Genomic DNA, 24,792 nt, shown 5'->3' on the forward strand with positions numbered 1-24,792 from the left:
AACAAAAAATCCTTACTTTTGGAAGTAAGGACAGTATTGGATAACTGACAATTATTTTTAAACCCTAACTGTCAGATAAAGTCGTGGCTATTACACGTTATTGTATTCAGAATCAAAATTTTTATCCAATAGCTCAGCTATTTTATGGGAAGCATTTTCAATAGAATTTTCTAGTAAGGTGTATAAATCGGTTCCATATATTTTCTGAACTACAGCTACTGCTGTTTTCTTTTCAGATGCATCACAGACTTCTTGTTGTAAGATCATCTTGGTAGTACTTAGTTCCTCGAAGACAACCCCTTGAGCAAAACCATTGTCCTCCTCAATAATTCTATATTTTTTCCATTCTTCTTCCTCTTCAATAAAATCAGGCTCGCTATTAAGATTTTTTTCCGGTTCTTTCTGTAGGTTTTGAACATAGATGTTTTCGTTGACATCATATTCTATGTCTAAATTAGATGGATCAATTTCCAATTCTATTTTTTGCCTTTCAATGGGAGCGATTGGCAGCTCGTGACTTGGAAATGTTTTAGTTTCTCCCATAATGTTGTGCGTTTTGTATGGAGCTCTCTTATCCTCTTTCGAAGAGCTTGGAGCTTGCTTAATAATAATTTTATCATGCAGAAGTAACAGGATTATGATGACTAAACATACAACAATGATGATTTCCATAATTTACAGTATTGGTTTAAAATGTTGGTTAAAATATTCTGTGATGTCATTTCCATAATCCAAGAAATGTTGTTCCAGAATATTATCAATGTATGAGTATAGCGTCGTTCGGTCTTCTCTTGTAATCTGAACAATTCTTAAAAGTCTTTCATGGTATTCAGGTCTTATGTAGACCACTTTGCCATTACGACCTGAAGGCAATCGATTGATCAAGAATGTATCTTCATAAGTTGCTTTTTTGGTAGAATTAATTTTTGATTTTTCCTTAGATTTTTGAAGAGATGGTTCCTTTTTTTGATCTGTTGCTTTTAATGTTGCAGGTTCTTCACCGCTGATGACCTGCATCAAATAATCTTCATCTACATGAGGGTTTTCATGCTCTGTACTTTCTTTATTTGTAGCCATCATTTTCCTTTTATAATTGTATGATTTGTAGAAACTCTTCAATAAACAGATTCATTTTTGTAGATTTTAGAAGCTGTGATTCTGCCGGTAGCAAGCTGGATCTGAAAATACTGTTATTCAGATCATCAGATTCTTTACGGAATTTTTTGCTGTCCATGATCCTAGTATTCATGATGTTAAGCTGGAGTTCTATAATTACCTTTTCATAAATGTCATATAATCCTGTTTTTTCACGTCCATCAGTCTGATTCCAAAACAACCAGAGGGATTGCTGTCTGCTGTCATTTTCTGTTTGTGGTAATCCTAAAAAAGCTTTAGTAAATCCTAAAGTGCTTTCTACAACCAAGCGGTCAGCAGTTAAAGGAGCAAAGATAAAGTCCATAGCTTTTAATGTAGTGAGGACACCCTTTGTGTTAGCAGTTCCGGGAAGATCAAAAAATATAACATCAGGAACAATAGTCGTTTGTTGTAAATAATCTGACGCTGATTCCAGTGCTGTATCTGCTTTTGACCTAATAATAGGATATGCTTTTTTGTTAAGGTGTTGAAACTGCTTCATTGCTACCTTTTTGTAATAATCATTCACCATGATTGTCTTTTTATCGCGCTCTCTCATATTACTTAAACTATATTGTGGAAAATCACAATCTATAACCAGTATATTATACCCTAAACGGTAGTGAAGCATACTCGCCAGGAGGGTTGTGATAGTTGATTTTCCAACACCACCTTTTTGTGTAGAAAAACTTATTTTCAATGTTTTCTTTATTGTTTCCATTTTGTGAAATTTTATAGTTATTTTCTTTATTGCTTGTTTTTATATGTTTGTTATTTCTTTGTAGGTATGTTTTTTTACCTGTTATAAACTTATTTGTATACTTTGAAATATTGTTAAATGTCTTTATGAACTCAGGTTTTGTAAGTAGTACTATTGTTTTTAAATATTTAAAAATGCTTTTACATTTTTAAAACTTTACATTTTTATTTCTTGCTTTTTTTATCGCTTGTTTTAAATAATACCGTAAATAAAATACCTTTTGAAATCAATGTTTTCTGTAGGCACTCTCAGGTAGTTTATGGCGCTATTTGGAAATTATGGAAGTTGTGAAGTGAGGGCAAATAGGATCTAAATTGCAGTATGGATAAATAGGAGAGACCCCCGGTTTTTGCCAGGTAATCTAAAATGTAATGTAAACTGCTCAAGCAGTTTTATCTGCTATGTTTATAGTGTTCACCTGAACACGGCAAGTTGTGTTTTGAGTGCCTCATAACTGTTTTTTGTGCCTCAAAACAACTTGCCCTGCCGGGAGCTTTAAAACACTCTCCAAAGTCGAGGTTTATAACTGTTAAAATAGAATTCTAATGGATAATCAGAAAAAAAACAATAGAAATAAAGGAGGAAGAAAACCTAAGGTTGATCCCTCTATTCATCGTTATGTTTTTCGTTTGAATGATGATGAGAATAGCAAATTTTTGTCTCTTTTTGAAGCTTCGGGAATCGATAATAAAGCTCGATTTATTATTTCTGTACTATTTTCCAAAGAGATTAAAACAGTAAAGATTGACAAAGGATCTGTTGATTTTTATATGAGACTTACTTCCTTTTATTCTCAATTCAGAGCAGTCGGTGTTAATTATAATCAGGTGGTCAAATTATTATATACTCATTTTACCGAAAAAAAAGCTGCTGCATTTTTATATCGATTGGAAAAACAAACTATTGAACTTACTATTTTATGTCGAAAAATCACCGAATTGGTAAATGAATTTAACTTAGCTTATAATAGAAAATTGAAAGAAAATGATCGCTAAAATTGGACGAAGCAGCAAGTTATATGGTGCATTGGCTTACAATCATCTTAAAGTTGAGCAGGGAAATGCAAAAATATTATTTACCAATAATATGATTGAAACTCCAGACAATAAATATACAATTCCAAAGCTAATTGAATCTTTTGAACCTTATTTAGCGGCCAATAGAAACACGGAAAAACACACACTGCACATATCACTTAATCCCGATCCGAATGATAGAGTAAGCGATACGGATTTTGTAAAGATGGCAGAAGATTACATGAATGAAATGGGCTATGGAAAACAACCCTATATTGTATTTAAACATACTGATATTGACCGCACACACATTCACATAGTTTCAGTAGGTGTGGATGAATATGGTAAAAAAATCTCAGATAAATTTGAGAAAAAAAGATCAATGGAGATATGTAGAAAGCTGGAAAGAAGTTATAATTTGCTACCAGCAACACAGCGAAAAGAATCTGAAAATAAACTGATTTTTAGTCTTGTTGATTATCAGGCAGGTAATAGTAAAAATCAAATAGCTTCTGTAATTCGAAATATAGCTGATTATTATTCATTTAAAACACTGGGAGAGTACAACGCTTTGCTTTCACTTTTTAATATTAATGCTGAAAAAATTGAGGGTGAATTGCATGGAAAACCACAGCGAGGTTTAGTCTATTTTGCATTAGACAAAAATAAGCAAAAAATTGGGAATCCCATTAAAGCTTCAATTATGGGTAAAATGGCGGGACTGAACGCCTTGGAATCACACTTTTTGAAAAGTAAAGAATTTGGGCTAAACTCCTCTAATAAATCTGATATAAAAGCAATTATTGATGATGTTTTGAAATCCAGTAATAATGAAAGGGCTTTTATTGAGAAAGTGAAATCCAAAGGTATTAATACTGTGATACGAAGAAATGAAACTGGAAGAATATATGGCATTACATTTATAGACCATAATTCCAGAACCGTCTGGAATGGATCAAGTCTCGGAAAACGGTATTCAGCCAACATATTTAATGATCTTTGGAAGAATCAACAAACCCATAGAAAAACTTCCGATTTAAAACAGCAGGAATCTCAATCTGTTCCGACAGATAAGTTCTTCTCTGCTGAAATCCATTCTTTATTTGGGTTTTTGAGTGGTGAAAATAATAATAACATCTATAACGATGAAAATTCATTGCCTGGATTTTTACCAATGGTGCAGGGGGAAGATCACGAAGACGAAATTTTTGCACAACAAATGATGAAGCGAAAAAAGAGAAGAAAACGATAAAATGGTAAATAAATCTATCCTTCTTTTGCTATTAGAGCCTGCACTTTTCGCTGCAATTCTTTTTTGTCTGGTAAGTATAACTGGTATTTTGAAACAAATATTTTATTAGAAATTCCCCCCGTAGCATATTCTACCAAGACTTCATCTTTTTCTGCAGAAAGAATAATTCCTATAGGTTCATTGTCGTCCACTACATTCTCTTCTGATTTGAAGTAGTTAAGGTAAAGGTTCATTTGACCAATATCATGATGCTCGACCTCCTTGATTTTTAAATCAATAAGAATAAAACATTTTAGAATGCGGTGATAAAATACCAAATCAATATAAAAATGCCTTTTCCCTAACGATATTTTGTATTGTCTGCCAACAAACGTAAATCCTTTTCCTAATTCAAGAAGGAACATTTGAAGATTGTCAATGATTTTCTGTTCCAATGCTTTTTCAGTAACCATATTTTCTTGTGAAATTTTTAAAAAATCAAGAATATAAGGATCTTTTACAGCTTCTTCTACATCGGTAACAATATGTCCGTGTTCAGAAAGCTTCAGGACTCCTTTTTTATCTTTACTCAAAGCAAGGCGTTCATACAGCGAAGACTTGATCTGACGGTCAAGTTCTCTGTAACCCCAGTTTTCGATTTCTGCCTGTTTTTCATAGAATTTTCTGGAATTTTCATCTGAAATAGCTAACAATGTGATGATATGGGTCCAGCTTAATTTGGCAGGCACCGCCTGCCATTTTGGATAAGCCAGATAAAAACGACGCATATCAAGTATATTACGCCTGCCAAATCCTTTGCCATATCGCTGTTTCAAATCTTTGGATAGTACTGCTAATAAATTACTTCCGTATTCAGCTCGTTCTTCACCATGTTGTTCATACTCCACAATGTGCCTGCCAATTTCCCAATTGGATTTCACCAGTTCACTGTTGATGGCTCGCACGGCATTTTGCCTTGCCGTTTCTATAGTAGAACCAATGCTGTTAAGGAGATTATTATAATTTGATTGTAGCGTATTCATCTTGATTTGTTGTAATGACAAATGTAAATATTTTCAATAAAGAGCAGGTCATCCCAAAGCGTCTAAATTATATTGTAAACAATGCCAATGAAGGACAAATGATGCCAATAACAGCCTCTGATATTTTCATGAACTGATGACTTCTACATTCATTCCTAAACTTAAAATTATATCATATGCAGGGTGAAGACGACTTAAGAGGGCTTGCTAAAATCATGGGATTTATGAGAGCTGTAAGCATTGTAATGGTACTTATGCATCTATACTGGTACTGTTATCACGCTTTTGTAGAACAAGGTTGGACATTGGAAATTGTCAATACAATACTGACTAATTTTCAAAAGACTACCGGATTGTTTTCCTATCCTGTATATACCAAAGTTTTTGCCTTGGTATTATTGGCTTTAAGCTGTCTTGGAACCAAAGGAGTGAAAGATGAGAAAATTACATGGGCAAAAATTACTAAAGTATTAATCATTGGTTTTCTGTTGTATTTTTTCAATTTTCCTTTATTGAAACTGAATTGGTTTCTAGGAACAGTTCTTTACTTCATTTCAATTTCTGGCGGATACATTTTTCTCATGGTGGGCGGGTTATGGATGAACAGACTATTGACCAATAACTTAATGGAAGATGTGTTCAATAATGAGAATGAAAGCTTTATGCAGGAAACGAAGTTAATGGAAAATGAATATTCCATCAATTTACCCACTAAGTTTTATTACAACGGAAAATGGAATCAAGGATGGATTAATATTGTTAACCCTTTCAGAGCCACTATTGTTTTAGGAACACCGGGATCCGGAAAGTCATATGCTATTGTAAACAATTTTATTAAGCAGCAGATTGAGAAAGGCTTTTCCATGTACATCTATGATTTTAAGTTTGATGATCTTTCAACGATTGCTTATAATCATTTATTAAAACATTACGATAAGTATAAGGTTAAACCAAAGTTTTACGTAATTAATTTTGATGATCCGAGGAAAAGTCATCGTTGTAATCCCTTAGATCCTAATTTCATGACAGATATATCTGATGCTTATGAAGCCGCCTACACCATAATGCTAAATCTAAACCGCAGTTGGATACAGAAACAAGGAGACTTTTTCGTAGAGTCACCAATTATTTTGTTGGCAGCGATAATTTGGTTTTTAAAAATTTATGAAGACGGTAAATATTGTACTTTTCCTCATGCTATTGAACTACTGAATAAAAAATATTCAGATGTTTTTACCATTTTAACTTCTTATCCTGATCTTGAAAATTACCTGTCTCCGTTTATGGATGCATGGCAGGGTGGAGCACAGGATCAACTCCAGGGACAAATAGCTTCAGCTAAAATTCCCTTATCCAGAATGATTTCCCCACAACTGTATTGGGTGATGACAGGTGATGACTTTTCATTGGATATTAATAATCCAAAACAACCTAAAATTTTATGTGTTGGAAATAATCCGGACAGACAAAATATTTATTCGGCTGCATTGGGATTATATAATTCCCGTATCGTAAAGCTGATTAATAAAAAAGGACAGCTGAAAAGTTCAGTTATTATTGATGAACTTCCTACCATTTATTTCAGAGGGCTGGATAATCTGATTGCAACAGCAAGAAGTAATAAAGTAGCGGTATGTTTAGGATTTCAAGATTTCTCTCAGTTAACAAGAGATTATGGTGATAAAGAAAGTAAGGTGATTCAGAACACCGTGGGTAATATTTTTAGTGGACAGGTAGTAGGAGAGACGGCAAAAAGCCTTTCAGAGCGTTTTGGAAAGGTTTTACAAAAGAGACAGAGCATGACCATTAACAGAAACGATAAATCTACTTCTATATCTACTCAGCTGGACAGTCTGATACCGGCTTCAAAAATTTCGACCTTGACGCAAGGTATGTTTGTAGGGGCAGTATCTGATAATTTTGATGAACGTATTGAACAAAAAATGTTTCATGCTGAAATCGTTGTTGATAACGAAAAAGTTTTAGAAGATACAAAAGAGTATCAGAAAATCCCGGAGATCTTATTTTTTACAGATTTGCAGGGTAATGATAATATGAAAGAGATTATTGATCGTAATTATAAACAGATTAAACATGATATTATTTTGATAATCCAAAATGAGATGGAAAGAATTAAAAATGATCCTGATTTGGAGTATTTAATACAAAATTAAAAAGACTGTTTCATATGGAGACAGTCTTTTTAATGCGATTTTAAAAAATTATTTGTTTTTGTGTTCAAATGTAAAAGAGGTTGTATGATCTTCGTTTAAAGCAATGTAGGCGTTGAATTGATTACCAGATTTACTTTTCATCCCTCTAATGAGAGAAGTCTTACCTTTTTTAACAAGACTTTCAATATCAGGAAGGCTCAATTGTATTTCACAAATATTTCTAAATTGTAACCAATTGCAATTTTCATCAGGACATTTTATTATTGTATGATGAATAATCAAGTGCTGTACTTTACATTTAGGGCATACTAGCTTTGGAAGATCACTTCTCTCTACATGATGTTGTAAGAATTCTTCTGTGACAGATTGAGTATAAACTTCAATTTGTTTTTGAAAAGCAGTAGCATCCAATTCTTTATTTTCAATACGTTGAAAATCCAATTCCCATTCAGCATTCAAAGATACATCTGCAATTTTTCTATCTTTTACCAGTTCATATACTCGAAGACCTTTTTCAGTGGGAATGAGTGATTTCTGCTTTCTGAGAATGTAACCTCTGTCAAGTAATATTTCAATGATAGAAGCTCGTGTAGCCGGAGTACCTATACCTAAATTTTTTAAAACTTTTTTCTGCTCTTCATTTTCAATTTCTTTTCCGGCATTTTCCATGGCAGACAGTAAACTTGCTTCAGTATAAAGTGCAGGAGCCTGAGTTTTTTCATCCAATACATTGATCGTTTTAATCTTTACTTCCATTCCTTTTTTTAACTCAGGGAATTCTTGTACTTTTTCAAGATCATCTGAAAAACTTCCATAGATACTTCGCCAACCTTTTTGCAATACCTTAGATCCTTTGGCTGCAAAATCGTAATGAAGTATTTTCAAAGTAATAGTAGTAATTTCCTTGATACAGGGTTGTGAAACTGATTCAAGCAATCGAAAAGCAATCAGTTCATAGATTGCTTTTTCTTGCCCTGACAGAGCAGATGGAACCTTTTCAGTAGTCAGTAAACCATGATGATCTGTAACCTTTAGATAATTAACTATTTTTTTATTGAAGTTTCCCCAAGTAAGAATGCTCGTAAATGGCTTGTATTGTTCGTTTTCATGCAATGCTCTTATCAGGTCAGGTATTTCTGGCCAGACGTCCTCCGGAATATATTGACTTCCTATACGTGGATAGGTGATGAATTTTTTTTCATATAGACTTTGAGCAATATTCAACGTTTCTTCTGCTGTAAAGTTGAATCTTTTGTTGGCTTCTTTCTGCAATCCAGTAAGATCAAATAACAAAGGAGACTGTTCAGTCACTGTTTTTGTATCAATAGCAGTGATAGCAGACTGTATATGGTTTCTTTCGATTAGTTTAACAAGATCTTCAGCCTGTTTTTTTTCAGTAAACTTGGTAACACTTAGACTTTTAAACTCCATAAAATCTTTATGATGCAATAATTCAATCTGCCAGTATTTCTGGGATGTGAAATTTTGATTTTCCTGATACCGTTTACAAATGATTGCTAATGTCGGAGTCTGAACTCTCCCCAATGAATATATACCATCACCTGTTGCAGTACTTAATGCCTGTGTTGAGTTGATTCCCAGTAACCAGTCGGCTCTGCTTCTGCATTGGGCTGCCGCATATAAACCATCATAGTAATTCCCTGGTTTTAAATTTTTAAACCCTTCTTGAATGGCTTTTTCTGTTAATGAGCTGATCCATAATCTTTGAAAAGTTTTTTTGCAGTTAAGATATTCATAGATATAACGGAATATAAGTTCACCTTCCCGCCCTGCATCAGTAGCAACAATAATGCTTTCACATTCTTTAAATAACCTTTCAATAACTCTTAATTGGTGATCTGCTCTTTTATCAATAACCAATTCCTTACCTTTTTTTACTTTTCTTAAAGTCAGGATAAAAGGATTTGGTAAGAAGGGGAGAGCTTTTTTATCAAAACCTGATATACCGTAATCTTCTGGCATTCCAAGAGCTATGAGATGTCCAAAAGCCCAGGTGACATTATATCCATTACCTGCCAGATAACCATCTTTTTTTTCTGATACTCCCAGTAAATTGGCAATTTCTCTCGCTACACTGGGCTTTTCTGCTAATACTACTTTCATTTTGATATTATTTTTTGAAGTTAGTATTACATTTTACGCCCTTTAGAATGAGGTTGAGGCTTCTCCTGTTGATCTTTTTGTTTTTTATCTTTTGGAGATTGTTGTGCTTTTTGTAAAGGTGTTTTAAGATTTTTAGTAGCTTCATTGGTTTTGCCTTCCGAGTTGACAGCTGTTTGTGTCTTATGGGTCTCTGTAGGTTTTGGCTGCTCTTTCAATTTATTAGGATTTTGAAAGGAAAAATCAATTTTTCCTGTTTCTTGATTAAGAGTGATATAGCCATGATAAGGCTGATCCTTTTTATCAAGCAGACCGTCAATATAGATTGTTTGGCCTGACTTAAATTGACTGTACTGTTCTTCACTGAGCTCTTTTCCCCTGAAAGCTCTTGGAACCTCACTCCGTGGATTATTTTGGGTTTGTTGATGCTTTTGGTTGTTATCAAAAAGAAATTCAACATATTTCTTATCGGCATTAAACTGAAGATATGCATTAAAAGGTTCGCCTTTAGTAGAAATCATTCCTTCCAGATATAAAGGTTTGCCTTCTATCAGCATTTGCTTTTGTTCTTCATTTAATTTGATACCTTTAATTTCATCGGGAATTTTGATATTCTCAACTTTGTAAGCCACAAGTTCATTGGTTAATCGGTCTCTGCTAATAAGAGAAGGTATGATTTCATCAGTCTTTGGGTTAATAAGGTCTACAACACGTCCCATGTTGCCATTTTCCATTAGATTTTTTTTATCCTCAAGACTGAATTCATGTCCAAGGAATTTAAAGTTTAAATTAGGTTCTTTTCTTATTCCATGGATATTGATGACGACGTCTCCTGCATCATTAGTGTTTAGTGAAAGACGTGCATCCATTTTAGTAAGTGCAGTCCCAAGATTAATGGTAACGGGAACAAGACCATTGGTTTTAAATCCTTTTAACATAGGATCTAAGGCATTTGCTTTTTCTAGTTTTTCCTTGGTTAAGCCAAATTTTGACATCATGTTCCAGTCAATTTGATCAGCAGAATACTGATATTCTTTTTCCGATAATGGAGTAGTACTCATAGTATTGGTATTTGATGTTAATATTTTGTAGGTATTTAGAAATTCTTCCCCTTCAGTACTGGGGTTTTTAAGATGGTGTTGGATCTGTTTTCCTATATTTTCAGACTCTTTAAGTGGAGATTTAAAGAAATTGAATAGGGTCGGGTTTTTGAGTTGACTTAAAAAGTTGGAGAAAAAATTAGAGAATAAATCCCCTTGCTTATCAATTTTTAAAAATTGATTTTGATACTTTTCTGTATTGGGTACTGTCTTCAAATCCCCTTTATTGTCAACTGTTTTGACTGCTTCAATCTTATTGGTTTTTGGATTTAAAACCAATAGAATATTGATTAAAGAAGGATCTGGATTTTGAGTATTAGTAATATTTTCCATGATGCTAAATGTTTATTTAACATCGAATGTAAAAGATTAGAGTAACATAAATTGAAGATGGAAGTGAGTGGAGAAATTTGGCTTAGATTGTCAGTGATATCATTATCAGGATATTTTAAAAGAGCTTATATGATTTTTTGATAGCTCTTTATTATCTCTTATTATCTAAAAATACTTAACTTTATAGTGTCTCTAGTAAGAGATATTTTTTTTTCATCATTTGTGTTTTAATCCTGTTCCATGAATAATAGAACAGGATTTTTATTTTTTGCCAGAAAGTTTTTAATATCCATTCAGATGAGAAGTCTTATTTTCAAAAACATTTATGTCTATAATTTTATTATTAAAAATATCGTAAATAAGCTCTACTGAAAAATTTGAAACTTCATACAAAACATATTTTGATTGAGAAGTTGTTCTTTCGCTTATTAAACGTCCATGAGTAATAACAAAATCATACTGAGCTTGACGGTCAGGTAAGTTCTGGAAATCGTAATAAGATATGATCATAATAGGTTTAAGTTTTTAGTTTTTTTTTGAAATCTTTTCATCGAGTCCCTGAATATCTTTTCGGATTTCAAGAAACATTTCTTTTAGATTGTAATTTTCAAGACGGTCAGGTTCAAAGTCTTCTGGGAAAATTCCTGAAGCATACTGCCATATTTCAACGATTTCTCCCAATGGAATGTCATAAGGTTTATAGAATGAGTTATCAGCAGCTACAGTAATTGATTTCTTATTTCTGGAAGCAAACCTTTTATAAGAAATCCCGTCATTTAACGTAACAAAAACATAACTTTTATTTGGTTTCAGATCATCAATTTTTTCAAGATATTTTCCAACAATATAGGAACCATCTTTAAATGGTGGCATAGAATCTCCTTTAGCCGGGAATGCTCTGTATTTACCATTGGTTAAGAAAGGTAAAGAAATCCTCTGTAAGCTTTCAATATATTCAGGATCACTGTACCCTGACAGATAGCCCATAGAAGTTTTTTGCGGAACAATTTCAATGCTGTTATTCCCCAATTGGTCAACTACGACTGGTAAAACAATTCTGTTATCCGGAAGCTTTAATACGTCTTCCAAAGGATACTTTCTAATATCTACTGTGAGGAGCAGATCAATACTCAAATTGAAATATTTTGAAATCCTGATGAGAAGCTCATAAGGAGCCTCAGAACGACCATCTTCATATTTGGAATAACGAACCCTGCTCATCAAAATTTGATCCGCAAGCTCCTGTTGGGATAAATTTTTCTGAGTTCTTAAAAACCTGATGTTATCTGAAAAAATTGACATTGATACAAATTGTATCTGCAAATATAGTAAAAATGATACAATTAGTATCTAATTTTGTGACGTGAACCGAGCAATTGTACATATGGATTTGGATACATTCTTTGTATCCTGTGAGAGACGCAATAACTCTCAGCTTAACGGGATTCCCCTCATCATAGGAGGTGGAGACCGTGGAGTAGTAGCATCATGCTCCTATGAAGCAAGAAAATTTGGAGTGCGCTCTGCTATGCCAATTAGAATGGCCTTACGTCTATGTCCTGATGCAAAAGTAATTCGCGGAGATCACGAACTATATTCCAATTTATCACATACCGTTACTCAGATTATTCAGGAAAAAGTTCCGTTGATGGAAAAGGCAAGTATTGATGAGTTTTATCTCGATCTTTCAGGAATGGATAAGTTCTTTGGATGTTATCAATGGACAAAGGAAATTGCGACAACCGTAACCAAAGAAACAGGACTTCCCATAAGCTTTGCTTTATCAGCTAATAAAACGGTTTCTAAAATAGGAACCGGAGAAGCAAAACCTGTAGGAAGATTGGAAATTAAAGATTTAGAAATTAAACCGTTTTTAAACCCGTTATCCATTAAAAAAATTCCGATGGTGGGCGATAAAACATTTCAGTTGTTATCAAGAATCGGAATCCGTACTATCCACACCTTATCCGAGATGCCTGTTCTCGTCTTGCAGCAGATGATTGGATTAAATGGAAAGGAGCTTTGGAAAAAAGCCAATGGTATCGATGAAAATCCAGTAGTGCCTTATTCCGAAAGGAAGTCAATTTCTACAGAAAGAACGTTTACCAACGATACCATGGATGTTGCAGAACTAAAAAGGCTCATCTCAGGAATGGCCGAACAATTAGCCTATCAGTTAAGAAAAGAAAAATGGTTAACGTCTACGGTAGTCGTAAAGATCCGTTATGCCAACTTCGATACCGAAACCAAGCAATGCAAAGTTTCTTATACTTCTGCTGACCATATCTTATCCAGAGTAGCTTTGGAGCTTTTTAATAAAGTGTATACAAGAAGAATGAGGCTTCGTTTGGTCGGATTGCGATTTACCGGGCTTGTTCATGGCAATCATCAAATGAACCTGTTTGAAGATACCGAAGAGCAGATGAGTTTGTATCAAACGATGGATTACCTGAAAAACAGGTTTGGAAGTGATGCTGTAGGCAGAGCTTCAGGTTTTGATTTTGAAAAGTAGAACTTTAAATTTTTAGCAGTGTTTTTAAATTGTCATTCTTTCCACAGCCTTCGTTATGGGACGTTATCCATAAAAGAAATGGTAAAGCAGTCTTCCGATTTAGGAATTAAAGAATTGGTGTTAACGGATATCAATACCGTTACGGGGATTTATGATTTTAAAATGGAGTGCGAGAGGAGTGGTATTAAGCCCGTGGCCGGAGTTGAGGTTAGAAAGGAAGGAAAACTGCTGTACATTGCTGTTGCAAAAGAATTTTCAGGAATTGGGGAAGTTAATAAACTCATTACCGATCATAATTGTGATGACAAAGAACTCTCAGAAACAGCACCGGAATTTAAAAACGTTTTTGTAATCTATCCTATGAGCAATATCCCTACTAAACTTAAGGAAAATGAATTCATAGGCATAAGAATAGAAGAACTGAATTTTATGATCAGACCTGAATATCAGAAACTACTATCGAAGATGCTTGTTTTACATCCTGTTACTTTCAGTACCAATGAAGAATATGAACTTCATAAAATTCTCCGAGCAATTGATAACAATACCTTATTATCAAAGCTCACTAAAAGAGAGGTCTGTAGAAAATCTGAATATTTTGTAAATGAGCAGGCTATTGCAAAAGCATTCGAAAGATATCCTGAAATTATTCAGAGAACAAAAGATGTGTTGGAGCAATGTAGTTTTGAATTTGATTTTAAACAGGTCAAGAATAAGCAGTTTTATACAAAATCAAAAGCCGATGATGTAAAGCTACTCCGAAGGTTGGCATATTCAGGCTTGGAAAAGCGATATGGCAACCGACATGAAATAGCTCAAAAAAGAGTGGAAAAAGAGCTTAAGGTAATCGACGAACTCAATTTCTGTTCTTATTTTTTGATTACCTGGGATATCATCCGTTACAGCAACAGCATGGGCTTTATGCATGTAGGGCGGGGAAGTGGAGCCAATTCTATTGTAAGCTATTGCTTAGGGATCACGGACATCTGCCCGTTGGAGTTGGATCTGTATTTTGAAAGGTTTTTAAACCTTAACCGGAAGTCTCCGCCGGATTTTGATATCGACTGGAGCTGGCAGAATCGGGATACCATACTGGAATATATTTTTGACCGGTACGGGAAAGATCATGTGGCTTTCTGTGGAACCAATGTGGAGTTTAAGTACAAATCCATTTTCAGAGAAGTGGGAAAAGTATTTGGTCTGCCTAAAGAAGAGCTGGATGAGTTAGCGAAGAGACCGATGATGCAACATGACCAGAATGAGGTAGTACAACTGGTGCATCAATACGGCAAGTTGTTAGAAAAATTTCCCAATCAACGAAGCATGCATTCCTGTGGAATTTTGATCTCTGAAGAACCGATTACTCATTATACTGCTCTAGAAATGCCTCCTAAAGGGTTTCCGATTGTGCAATTTGATATGAATGTCGCCGAAGACATCGGACTCGAAAAATTTGATATTCTTTCCCAAAGAGGATTAGGAACGATCAATGATACCGTAGAGCTGATCAAAAAGACAAGAGGGATAAGTGTCGATATCAGGGATACCACTTTGTCCAAAGATGAAGGGAAAGCCAATGAATATCTGGCTATCGGAAAAACCATAGGCTGTTTTTATATTGAGTCTCCGGCAATGCGAGGGCTTTTAAGAAGATTAAAGTGCGATAATTACAGAATCCTTGTAGCTGCATCTTCTATTATCAGACCCGGGGTGGCACAAAGCGGAATGATGCGCGAGTATATTTTCAGGCATAACCATCCCGATCAATTCGAATACTTCCATTCAGTATTCGAAGAACACCTGAAAGAAACCTACGGCATTATGGTCTATCAGGAAGACGTGATTAAGATTGCTCAATATTTTGGTGGTTTGTCTCTGGCTGATGGAGATATTCTCCGAAGAGCCATGAGTGGTAAAGGTCGTTCAATCGAAAAGCTTAGAGAAGTGAAAAACAATTTTTTTGAATCCTGCAAAAAGTTGGGGCATTCAGAAACATTAACGGCTGAAGCATACCGACAGATAGAATCCTTTGCAGGATATTCTTTCTGTAAAGCACATTCTGCTTCCTATGCTGTAGAAAGTTATCAGAGTTTGTATCTCAAAGTATATTATCCCTTAGAATTTATGGTTTCGGTAATTAATAATCAGGGAGGGTTTTACCGTACAGAAGTCTATATTCATGAAGCAAAAATGTCGGGCGGAAATATTCAGGTTCCCTGTGTGAATACCAGTGAGTTTCAAACTATACTCAAAGGAAAAGATATTTATTTAGGTCTGATGGTATTAGAAGGTCTCGAAACAAGAATTGCCCATGGAATTGTAGAGGAACGGGAAAGGAATGGTGACTATAGATCATTGGAAGATTTTATAAAACGTATTCCTATAGGTATTGAAACCGTACAGATTCTCATTTTTATAGGAGCTTTCAGGTTCACAGGAAAACCTAAAAATGAGCTCCTCGTAGAAGCGAGAATTTTACTGGTCAACTTTAAACCCGAAAACAGAGGACTCATGCTCATTGAAGAACCGGTTCAAGAATTTAAGTTACCTCAATTGAAAAGAGAACAGTTTGAAGATGCTTTTGATGAAATAGAACTCATCGGATTTCCGGTTTCATGCAGTCCTTTTGATTTACTGCAGACCAAATACAGAGGTTCCGTTTTTGTCAAAGATCTATTGAAATTTCACAAACGGCAGGTGAAAATGTTGGCCTACCTTATTTCCAGAAAGCATGTTCCCACAAAAAAAGGAACCATGTATTTCGGAACCTGGATCGATATCAATGGAGAGTATTTTGATACTGCTCATTTTCCTGATAGTCTGAAGCAATACGATTTTCAGGGGGGAGGATGCTATTTACTCTTGGGGACTGTAGAAGTAGATTTCCATTTTCCTACCATCACCATTCACAAAATGGCAAAAATGCCGATGATTCCCGATCCCCGATATTCCTATGATAAGGAAAAACAATATGATATACATCGTCAGATTAAGGAAGATGTCAGCATGACCCATAGAAAACCCTACCCTCAGGCCCATGAGATCGGATTGATAAGACACAAGATACAATAACCCTATTATTAAGATACAAAAATGAATCAGTTGAGTTTATTTAACACAGAAGAATTCTATGAATTTCCGAAAGATCTCTTGGATTACAGAGAAAACTTTCTAAATAAGGAAGAAGCAGACCTGCTTAAAGATATATTATTATATACGGCTCCATGGGAACAAAGTATTCAGAAGATGTATGATAAAACCGTGCTCACCCCACGATTAACGGCATGGTACGGGGATTCAAAATATGCTACATTAAAAGAAAATAAAAAACCTACGAATCCGTGGACTCCCGAATTGTTTTCTTTAAAACAAAAAATTGAGAAAGAGTTTGGCTGTCAGTTTAATGGGGTTTTACTTAATCTCTACAGAGATCACAACGATTCTGTTGCTTGGCACAGAGATAAAGAAAGCCGTTATGGGAAACGACCTGTGATTGCATCCATCAGTCTGGGACAAACCAGAAATTTTGATTTTAGAAAAAAGGAGCATCATCAGAGTAAATACAGTCTTCCGCTTCCACACGGTTCATTGCTCATCATGAAAGGAGATTTGCAGGAACATTGGGAACATCGGATTGCTAAATCTACATTGCCGATGAAGGAGCGGATTAATTTGACTTTTCGTTTTGTGAAAGAAATATAAATAAAATAACCTGACCGTTTTTAGTCAAGGTTACATTTTAATGACTTATAATGGTTGACAATCTAATTTTAATTCATCGACATCACAACAAACGAATCTGGAAATTAAAACCGTTTTCTAAAAAATGGAGTGAAGCATCAAGTCCTAACTTATTTGCCCCACCTCTCTTTTTATTTTAATCTATTTGATAAAGAAATATTCAATTGATCTACATTTAAATCTTTTCTTACAAGATTAATAATGTTTCTTAAATTTTTGTCAAGCTTTTCATGCGCTTCTATTGTAAGATCTTTATTTTTATCAAATGCAGAATCTATAAATTGTGTTGAATCCTGACCGAATTTTATAAGCTCTTTGTAAATGTCGCTCGGAATCATTGGCAGAGCTCTGAATATTGATTTATAAAGATCAGCAACTAGATCATCATAATATTCTGATTCTTTATTCAAAAATTTTTCCCATTTTGTAACTGAACCGTCGTGATCTAGCATTTCATCCATTATGTCAAAAAATGATTCGAATATAAAATTGACATGAAAAATCAATTCTTTGTATGCAAGAACTTTTTCTTGAAACAGAAAATCTTGATTTGATTTATTACGATCTCTTCGATAACTAAGTGTTGCTACAACAAGGGCGCAAATTGAAATTAGTGTGGTAAGTATGGCTGTTATATCTGATGATTTCATTGTACAAATGATAATTAGTATATGAGTTTTAGATATTTTAGTGAAAGTCTAGTAAAACTAAAAATACAATTTACTTTAAAAAAACATTTTTCCAAAAATACTATTTAATCTAAAAATTCTATAACTGATTTCATTCATCTGAATATATATCCTCCAGTGGAGTTTCAAAAAGAAGCTTTAGGTTTTTAAATTTTTTTATCGAATCATAAAAATAGTTTGAGATAAGAGTAATAAACTCTCTTTGCTTTACGTAAGCTTCCTTCATTTCACTAATGCTTCGATAAATTATGTACTTAGATTCGTTTTTAGACTTATCCCAGCGAACACCTTTCCAATCATTTGATCCAATATACAAAAAAGAGCCTGTTTTATATTTCAGATGTATATCATGAGACGAACCATTAACAGATTCAGTCATAGTAACTTCAGGATTGTTATTTTCTATTCGAGCTCTGATTATCATTTTTATAGCTGTATCAGAAATCTCCTTTTTTAAATCTAAAAACAATATAATATTCTCAGATTCAAACTTAAATGATTTTAAAAGATTATCCATATCAAAAAACTTACATTACAATTACTAATCTTCAACAATGTCAAACGCCCAAGTATAATGCGTAGATATAAATGGTCGTTTATTTTCAGGATAAACAATTTTAGCTTTTATTCTAAATTTTGTTCCAACTGGATAATCATTTGACATGGTTTTTGAACATTGCACATACATATTTTCATCATAAGGATCTTGTCCCGGAAGAGGTTTGATGTGTATAGGACCATGTTTTCCCCTTTCGTTTGTTAGAACACTTTGAACAATTATATAATCATATTCCATGGTAAAGCTTTTATTTACGTTTGTTTTCATCATGCACACATGTGAAATTTTTTAAAGATGAATAAATTTTTCAAATATACCAAATAGAACAGATTACACAATTATTTTATCAATTACCCCTTTTACAAAAATAATTTTTAATTTCATGGCAAATAAAATAACGAGTAAACACTTTAATATAGTGAGAGTGTTGTATTTTTCAAGTGATAGTTTTTTATAAGAATATATGAACCCATATTACAATTTTTCAATGGACGAGTTTTTAGAATATTTAAGATCATTAGATGTTAATAAACAAATGAGAATGCTATTCATGTTAGAAGCGAGTATATATCTTTGTGAGGATTATGACTATGATACGAATTTTGGTACATATCCAGATCATCAAAATTTAGGTTTTGATAAACAATTAAGGACACCATTTTACAAACATTATAGTAGGTTTCTTTTTTCAATACCAGAAGATGTTTTTAACAAGCCTGATGAGAAAGCTAAAAATGATTGGAAAAACTTAAAAGAGGATTTGCTAAAAGAGTTAAATTTAAGCGAAGAAATATTTGGATATCAATACCAATTATTTATTATCGGTCTAAAACTTAAAGCAAAGCGCCTATGTTCAAAAAAAGAATTCTCTCTAAAATCAAATTTAAGCGTTAGCAAAATAACTCAGCTTGAAGACTATTGTTTTCTTGCAAAGATTAGTGATATTTATATGTATGTAAAGAAGGGTTTAGGAAGAGAATTTAAACTTGACTTTTCACCTAAAGTCTCAGCTAAAAAAAACTAATCTTACACTACTAATACAATTGATTATTTAAAAATTAAGATTCTCGTATAATTATTTTTTACAAGATTTGATCCTTTGGCCAAAACTCCACCTCAAACTTGTACATAACCTTTGTGATTCCAGTAAATACACCACCAATGTTACCACCAACAGAATTTATTGATGCCGCTAATTTGGTGTCAACTCCCATTTCATCAGTGTAATTAAGATCGACTGTATATTTAAGAAGATCATTACTTAATCTGATTTTTTGAAGAGATTTCCAGGTCGGTTCAGAATCTAACCATAAACTTTCATATGATTTTATTTTATTTGGCTTAGGTAATTCTAAATATATAATAGATTCCCTATTAGTTTTTTTATTTATTTTTAGATTTAATTTAGAAGAAATTAATCCTAATTTAGTTGGTATTTTATTAAGCTCTGCATTATTGGTAATGATTTTGCCATTTTCCTCTACGGATATAACTCGACAGGTTCTTGCACCTAAAGCTGCGCATAATTCATTAAATGCTGATAGTTTAGATTGATACATGTAGGAATGAAACATAGATAAAGGAAGATATAAATCTGGCTCTATATCATTGCATGCATATGCAAATCCATTCTTTGGATGTTGTGGAGGAAATTTAAAATTATTAATTACATCATCTATTTTACAAATAACTAAAGGCAATCTTTTTTCCTTGAAGTAATATGCAAAACCGTCCTTAACTTCATCATGAAATTTATCTTTAAATTTTTGTATTATACTTCTTGAATCATTAGAATCTTTTTTATGATTTATTAATGATTTATAAAAAGACAGATCCTCTTCATTTATAAAAATTTTGGACCAATCAAGTGTTCTTTGTTTTAATTTAGTCTCGTCAGAAGCTATCATAATAATTCTTCTTTCATGAAGTGGCATGTTTTTAACATCTGACATAGAATTAGTATTAATATTAATAGTTATTAGTTATAGTTCAAAGGTAAGTAATTTAAAAATTTGTGATAACATATTTTATCCAGTTCAAAATCTAGAAAAGTGCTTATAACTGCCCACCAATACCCTTGAATTTTTCTACAAAATCAATAATCTTTTTAAAAACGCTTTGTTTCTTTGTTAGATACAATGGATTTAGAGGACTCATCTTAGGCAGAATAGCATTTAGTTCCGTTCCATTTTCTGTAGCGAATTCCTTTTTTAATGATGTTGCTAAATATCTTTTAGCAGCTTCTTCGTTTAGATTTTCATCTGTAATTAATTCTGAAACTTCTTCTTTTTGTTTGTTTTGCGCGTAAGCAAAAAAACTATCAATAATATTAGCTTTATCAGGAATGGTATCAAGGTCAGTTTCGTTGATAAAATCAACTACCAAACTTTCTTTTGCCCTATTTCCAATACTGGCTCTAATAATACGACGGACTTCTTCAACTAAAACTCCTTTATCTTTGGTTTTCTTATTATGTTCAAAAATCAATTCAAGAATGTAATCTAAGTTTATTTCCTGTGATTTTAATAAATCGATTTCAAAAACTACATCATCCCAATCTATCTTAGATTCCTCGGCTTCTTTGCCTTGCTTTTCTCTTCTGAACCAATCACGGATATCGTTATATGTTGAGCGATAGTCCTGAACGGTTCTGTCTGGCAATAATGTAATATCCTTCATTAAAGCAATGTCTTCATCTGTTACGAAATAGTTTTCCTTAAAAATTTCCACAGCTTGCGAATCGTTTAGATCAATTTGCTGTAAAGCTTTTAGATGGGTAAATTCATCGTAGTTTTGCAAGATGTTTTCTACACGAAGGTATTCCCCGAATAGTTTGGTAAACTCTTTCTTATCTTTCTCGGTAACGATTTCGTCTGGATCAGAAAATTTGGCAGTCAAATCATTTACAACGTCTACAAAACCTCTGCGAGCATCACCTGTAGCCACATCTGTAAAGCCTTCTAGATATTCTTTATAGCTTTTTTCAAGTACTATATTTTTAGTGTTTTTATCACCAAACAAAGTAATGGCATCAATGGTTGGTTGTTCTAAGTCTCTAAACGTAACAATATTTCCAAAGGTTTTGGTAGCATCATAAATACGGTTTGTACGGGAAAAAGCCTGCATTAAACCATGGTACCGTAAATTTTTATCTACAAAAAGGGTGTTAAGCGTAGGAGCATCAAAACCGGTAAGAAACATTCCGACAACAATTATTAAATCAATTTCTTTGCTTTTAACTCTTTTAGCAAGGTCACGATAATAGTCTTGAAAACCTTTACTCTCCACACTAAAATTCATTTTGAACATAGCATTATAGTCATTGATAGCTTTAGCCAAAAACTCTTTGGCACTTTGATTCATAGCTGTTGGCTCAAAATTTTCATCAGGAATTTCTCCCACTGCATTTTGCTCTTCATTGGCCGCGAAAGAAAAAATAGTTGCTATTTTTAAAGGCTTGTCACTGTCTTTTTGCAATTTGTTTAACTCTTCATAATAACATTTTGCTGCATCTACGCTACTCACAGCAAACATAGCATTAAAACCTTTATTACCACCTTGTGTCCTATGGGTTTTAATTCTAAAATTCTGTAAAATATATAGGGAAATTTCTTTGATTCTAACTGGATGCAATAAGGCTTTGGTATTTTCTGAAGCACTTAATTTTTTCTCATCTTGTTCAGTTTCTATTCCTCTAAATTTTGGGCGTACATTGTTATAGTCTACCTTAAATTTAAGGACCTTCTCGTCTCTGATAGCATCGGTAATTACGTATGAATGCAACTCTCGACCGAATACACTTGCTGTTGTTTCTGCACCCAAAGCATTTTCCGGAAATATGGGAGTTCCAGTAAAACCAAACTGATAGAACTTTTTAAACTTTTTATTGAGATTTTTTTGTGCTTCGCCAAACTGTGAGCGGTGGGCTTCATCAAAAATAAAGACTACCTGCTTTTGATAAATTGCCAAATCACCTTCCGTTTTCATCAGGTTGTTCAGCTTCTGGATTGTGGTAACAATAATTTTGTTATCCTCTTTTTCTATGTTTCTTTTTAAACCAGCTGTGCTGTCAGAACCATTAACACTGTCCGGAGAAAAGCGTTGGTATTCTTTCATGGTTTGAAAATCGAGATCCTTACGGTCTACTACGAAAAATACTTTATCAATAAATTCGAGTTCTGTAGCCAAACGAGCCGCTTTAAAACTGGTTAAAGTTTTCCCTGACCCTGTAGTATGCCAAATATATCCACCACTTTCTGTATTAGACCATTTTTTAGCATTGTAAGAACTCTCTATCTTCCACAACATTCTTTCGGTAGCTGCTATCTGATAAGGTCTCATGATGAGTAATGTATTGCTGATATCAAAAACCGAATAGGTTAATAACACGTTTAACAGCGTATTTTTTTGAAAGAAAGTAGCCGTAAAATCTTTAAGATCTTTAATTAAAGAATTATCGGCCTTTGCCCAGTTCATAGTAAAGTCGAAACTGTTTTTATTACGTTGTACTGTATTGGCAAAATATCGGGTGTCAGTCCCGTTGGAAATTACAAACAGCTGTAAATACTTAAAAAGAGAATTTTCGCTATTGAAACTTTCTTTACTGTAACGATGTACCTGATTAAAAGCCTTGCGAATGGCAACCCCGCGCTTTTTAAGTTCTACCTGTACCAAAGGCAATCCATTAACTAAAATGGTAACATCGTAACGGTTGGCATACGTCCCTTTTTGCTCGAACTGTTTAATAACTTGAACTTTGTTACGGATGATGTTTTTTTTATCAACCAAATAAATATTTTGGATATGCCCATCATCAAACACAAAATCGTAGATATAATTATCGTGTATTTTACGTGTTTTATCAATCAGAGTATCGCTGGGATTATCTAGATATTCTTCTACAAAACGCTTCCATTCAATATCTGTAAATTGCATATTGTTGAGTGCTTGTAGTTGCACTCTAACATTAGCTAACATGGCTTCTGAAGATTTAATTTCGGTAGGATTCTCAAAACCTTGGTTGATGAGATCTTGTATAAATTCACTTTCTAAAGCTGATTCGGTTTGATAACCTGTAGGTGTATAATTGATTGACGAATACTTGGTGTACTTATCTAAAACAATAAAATTATTTGATTCTGCTATGGTATTATACTGTGACATTTTCTTCGGTTATTTCTTGATCATTATTGAGTTTAAATTTGTAAAGTTTTTTAATTTCTTTAACTAAATGTTTGAAAACATCCTTCTCTTGAGTTGTTAATGCAGAAGTTTCTTCGCCTGAGAACTTACTATGGCTAGATAAATCAAGAATCCTTTTATAATAACCTTCTCGAGCACCATTTGCATCCTCTGGTAAAAGTTTTTTCCACTCATAGTAACCTAAAAAAGTAGATGTTTTTTCCAAAATATTACGAAGAAAGTTAAAATGATATTTTTGAATATTACCAGATATTCTGACTTTCTCAAGTTCTTCTAATAGAAAAAGATGATAAGAGAATGGGGAATCTTTTGATTGAATATGAATATCAAAAGTTCCATCTTCTAACTTTTCTAAACGTTTTTTTATGCAATACTTTGGCTTGTAGCTATATCTTGAATCTGAATTATTAAACTCATTGAATAAAATATTATAAAATAATGGATTATGTGTTGTAATAACAAATTTAAGGTCTGACTGACTTGACTTTATTAATTCAGCAATATTTACCGCCAATTCAATTAGGTGGGTATCATCTAATGAACTTACAGGGTCGTCAATAAATACATATTGCAAATGGTTAAATTGGTCAGTCTCTCGGTCATCCTCTTCTGCAACGTTTAATACATTAATTGTTTGCTCTAGTAAACTGTAAAAAACACTCCAAATAAAACAGCTTTCTTCACCTTTTGAAATTTTCACAAAATCTGATCCTGAGTCATCTCCTCGTTCAAATGAAAAACGTACTTCAGAATAAGCGGGTACAATTATATCTTTATCGTTTTCCTCATCCTTAATTGTGTACTGTTCATTAAATTTCGGTGTTAATTTATCATTCGTATAGCGTTGGAAATGAGTAGTAATATTTGTTTCCTGTCCTTGTTCTAGAAGTACCCAATCGGTATATCCATTAGGCTGGATTTTCAATTTTCTATCAACGTCGTAATCCAAATCATTATCCCAATAGAAAAGGTCTTCAGTAAAAGCATTATAATACATTATTTTAATTCCAGATTCTTCTTCTTCCTCAGTCTTTGGATTTTTGGGTGCTATTAACTCTTTGAATTCACGTGATAAACGTGTTTTACCAGTGCCATTAAAAGCATAAATCAGTTGCACTTTCTTATTGGCATCCTTTAAAGATTGAGCTATCTCGGTTATTGTTTGTCCCATATTATT

General features: G+C 33.4%; 20 protein-coding genes. 7 read left to right on the forward strand and 13 right to left on the reverse strand.

Translation table 11 applies throughout. The features are described 5' to 3' along the window. Positions 1–90 precede the first annotated feature (90 nt). From BLW74_RS06350 to BLW74_RS06360, 3 genes are read right to left on the reverse strand one after another with little or no spacing between them, the layout of a single operon-like run. The gene (locus BLW74_RS06350; RefSeq protein WP_089690733.1) at positions 91–672 is read right to left on the reverse strand and encodes a hypothetical protein; all 582 of its coding nucleotides are present in this window, start codon (positions 670–672) and stop codon (positions 91–93) included. 3 nt (positions 673–675) lie between these two features. Then, on the reverse strand, positions 676–1,077 hold the full coding sequence (locus BLW74_RS06355; RefSeq protein WP_089692567.1) for a DUF3408 domain-containing protein: 402 nt from the start codon (positions 1,075–1,077) through the stop codon (positions 676–678). Between the two features lie 10 nt (positions 1,078–1,087). Beyond that, complete coding sequence (locus BLW74_RS06360) at positions 1,088–1,855, reverse strand: ParA family protein (protein WP_089690735.1); 768 nt, start codon at positions 1,853–1,855, stop codon at positions 1,088–1,090. Positions 1,856–2,439: 584 nt separating this feature from the next. On the opposite strand from BLW74_RS06360, the gene mobA reads away from it, so the two are divergent. Continuing rightward, positions 2,440–2,889, forward strand: a complete 450-nt coding sequence (mobA, locus tag BLW74_RS06365) for a conjugal transfer protein MobA (RefSeq protein WP_089690737.1) — start codon at positions 2,440–2,442, stop codon at positions 2,887–2,889. Then, the gene (mobB, locus tag BLW74_RS06370; protein ID WP_089690739.1) at positions 2,879–4,162 is read left to right on the forward strand and encodes a conjugal transfer protein MobB; all 1,284 of its coding nucleotides are present in this window, start codon (positions 2,879–2,881) and stop codon (positions 4,160–4,162) included. The genes mobA and mobB overlap by 11 nt, the downstream gene beginning before the upstream one ends. Positions 4,163–4,176: 14 nt before the next feature. On the opposite strand, the gene BLW74_RS06375 is transcribed toward mobB, so the two are convergent. After that, entirely contained in the window at positions 4,177–5,184 is a 1,008-nt protein-coding gene (locus BLW74_RS06375; RefSeq protein WP_089690740.1) for a PDDEXK nuclease domain-containing protein, read from the reverse strand. A gap of 176 nt (positions 5,185–5,360) precedes the next feature. Here BLW74_RS06375 and mobC point away from each other — a divergent pair, with 176 nt between their 5' ends. Further along, positions 5,361–7,358, forward strand: coding sequence for a conjugal transfer protein MobC (gene mobC, locus BLW74_RS06380; RefSeq protein WP_089690742.1), 1,998 nt, complete (start codon positions 5,361–5,363; stop codon positions 7,356–7,358). A 48-nt stretch (positions 7,359–7,406) separates the two neighbouring features. Here mobC and BLW74_RS06385 read toward each other — a convergent pair whose 3' ends face one another. The 3 genes from BLW74_RS06385 to BLW74_RS06400 all read right to left on the reverse strand — a co-directional run bounded on the left by BLW74_RS06385 (position 7,407) and on the right by BLW74_RS06400 (position 12,214). Further along, positions 7,407–9,482 (reverse strand): type IA DNA topoisomerase, encoded by a 2,076-nt coding sequence (locus BLW74_RS06385; protein WP_089690744.1) that lies wholly within the window; start codon positions 9,480–9,482, stop codon positions 7,407–7,409. A 26-nt stretch (positions 9,483–9,508) separates the two neighbouring features. Beyond that, a complete protein-coding gene (locus tag BLW74_RS06390) occupies positions 9,509–10,912 on the reverse strand; it encodes a DUF3945 domain-containing protein (protein ID WP_089690745.1) in 1,404 nt (467 codons plus the stop codon). 525 nt (positions 10,913–11,437) lie between these two features. After that, positions 11,438–12,214, reverse strand: a complete 777-nt coding sequence (locus tag BLW74_RS06400; RefSeq protein ID WP_089690749.1) for an XRE family transcriptional regulator — start codon at positions 12,212–12,214, stop codon at positions 11,438–11,440. Positions 12,215–12,275: 61 nt separating this feature from the next. Between BLW74_RS06400 and dinB the strand changes: the two genes are divergently transcribed. Genes dinB through BLW74_RS06415 form a run of 3 tightly spaced genes read left to right on the forward strand, consistent with a single transcriptional unit; the run spans position 12,276 to position 17,126 of the window. After that, positions 12,276–13,424, forward strand: a complete 1,149-nt coding sequence (gene dinB / locus BLW74_RS06405) for a DNA polymerase IV (RefSeq protein WP_089690751.1) — start codon at positions 12,276–12,278, stop codon at positions 13,422–13,424. 18 nt (positions 13,425–13,442) lie between these two features. Continuing rightward, positions 13,443–16,496: a DNA polymerase III subunit alpha gene (locus tag BLW74_RS06410; protein ID WP_089690754.1), complete on the forward strand. Its 3,054-nt coding sequence runs from the start codon at positions 13,443–13,445 to the stop codon at positions 16,494–16,496. A gap of 21 nt (positions 16,497–16,517) precedes the next feature. Continuing rightward, positions 16,518–17,126: an alpha-ketoglutarate-dependent dioxygenase AlkB family protein gene (locus BLW74_RS06415; RefSeq protein WP_089690756.1), complete on the forward strand. Its 609-nt coding sequence runs from the start codon at positions 16,518–16,520 to the stop codon at positions 17,124–17,126. Between the two features lie 170 nt (positions 17,127–17,296). Here BLW74_RS06415 and BLW74_RS06420 read toward each other — a convergent pair whose 3' ends face one another. The 3 genes from BLW74_RS06420 to BLW74_RS06430 all read right to left on the reverse strand — a co-directional run bounded on the left by BLW74_RS06420 (position 17,297) and on the right by BLW74_RS06430 (position 18,683). Further along, a complete protein-coding gene (locus BLW74_RS06420; protein ID WP_089690758.1) occupies positions 17,297–17,815 on the reverse strand; it encodes a hypothetical protein in 519 nt (172 codons plus the stop codon). 130 nt (positions 17,816–17,945) lie between these two features. Then, the gene (locus BLW74_RS06425; protein WP_089690759.1) at positions 17,946–18,371 is read right to left on the reverse strand and encodes a hypothetical protein; all 426 of its coding nucleotides are present in this window, start codon (positions 18,369–18,371) and stop codon (positions 17,946–17,948) included. Positions 18,372–18,395: 24 nt separating this feature from the next. Next, a complete protein-coding gene (locus tag BLW74_RS06430; RefSeq protein ID WP_089690761.1) occupies positions 18,396–18,683 on the reverse strand; it encodes a hypothetical protein in 288 nt (95 codons plus the stop codon). 217 nt (positions 18,684–18,900) lie between these two features. Here BLW74_RS06430 and BLW74_RS06435 point away from each other — a divergent pair, with 217 nt between their 5' ends. Next, the gene (locus BLW74_RS06435) at positions 18,901–19,437 is read left to right on the forward strand and encodes a hypothetical protein (RefSeq protein ID WP_089690764.1); all 537 of its coding nucleotides are present in this window, start codon (positions 18,901–18,903) and stop codon (positions 19,435–19,437) included. Positions 19,438–19,495: 58 nt separating this feature from the next. Here the strand turns inward: BLW74_RS06435 and BLW74_RS06440 are convergent, their stop codons facing one another. The 3 genes from BLW74_RS06440 to BLW74_RS06450 all read right to left on the reverse strand — a co-directional run bounded on the left by BLW74_RS06440 (position 19,496) and on the right by BLW74_RS06450 (position 24,786). Next, positions 19,496–20,365: a hypothetical protein gene (locus BLW74_RS06440; RefSeq protein ID WP_089690766.1), complete on the reverse strand. Its 870-nt coding sequence runs from the start codon at positions 20,363–20,365 to the stop codon at positions 19,496–19,498. Positions 20,366–20,468: 103 nt separating this feature from the next. After that, entirely contained in the window at positions 20,469–23,576 is a 3,108-nt protein-coding gene (locus BLW74_RS06445) for a type I restriction endonuclease subunit R (protein ID WP_089690769.1), read from the reverse strand. After that, positions 23,563–24,786, reverse strand: coding sequence for an AAA family ATPase (locus tag BLW74_RS06450; RefSeq protein WP_089690771.1), 1,224 nt, complete (start codon positions 24,784–24,786; stop codon positions 23,563–23,565). Before BLW74_RS06450 ends, BLW74_RS06445 begins: the two co-directional genes overlap by 14 nt. Positions 24,787–24,792: the final 6 nt, after the last annotated feature.

The organism is Chryseobacterium culicis (genome assembly GCF_900108365.1).
Lineage (GTDB): Bacteria > Bacteroidota > Bacteroidia > Flavobacteriales > Weeksellaceae > Chryseobacterium > Chryseobacterium culicis.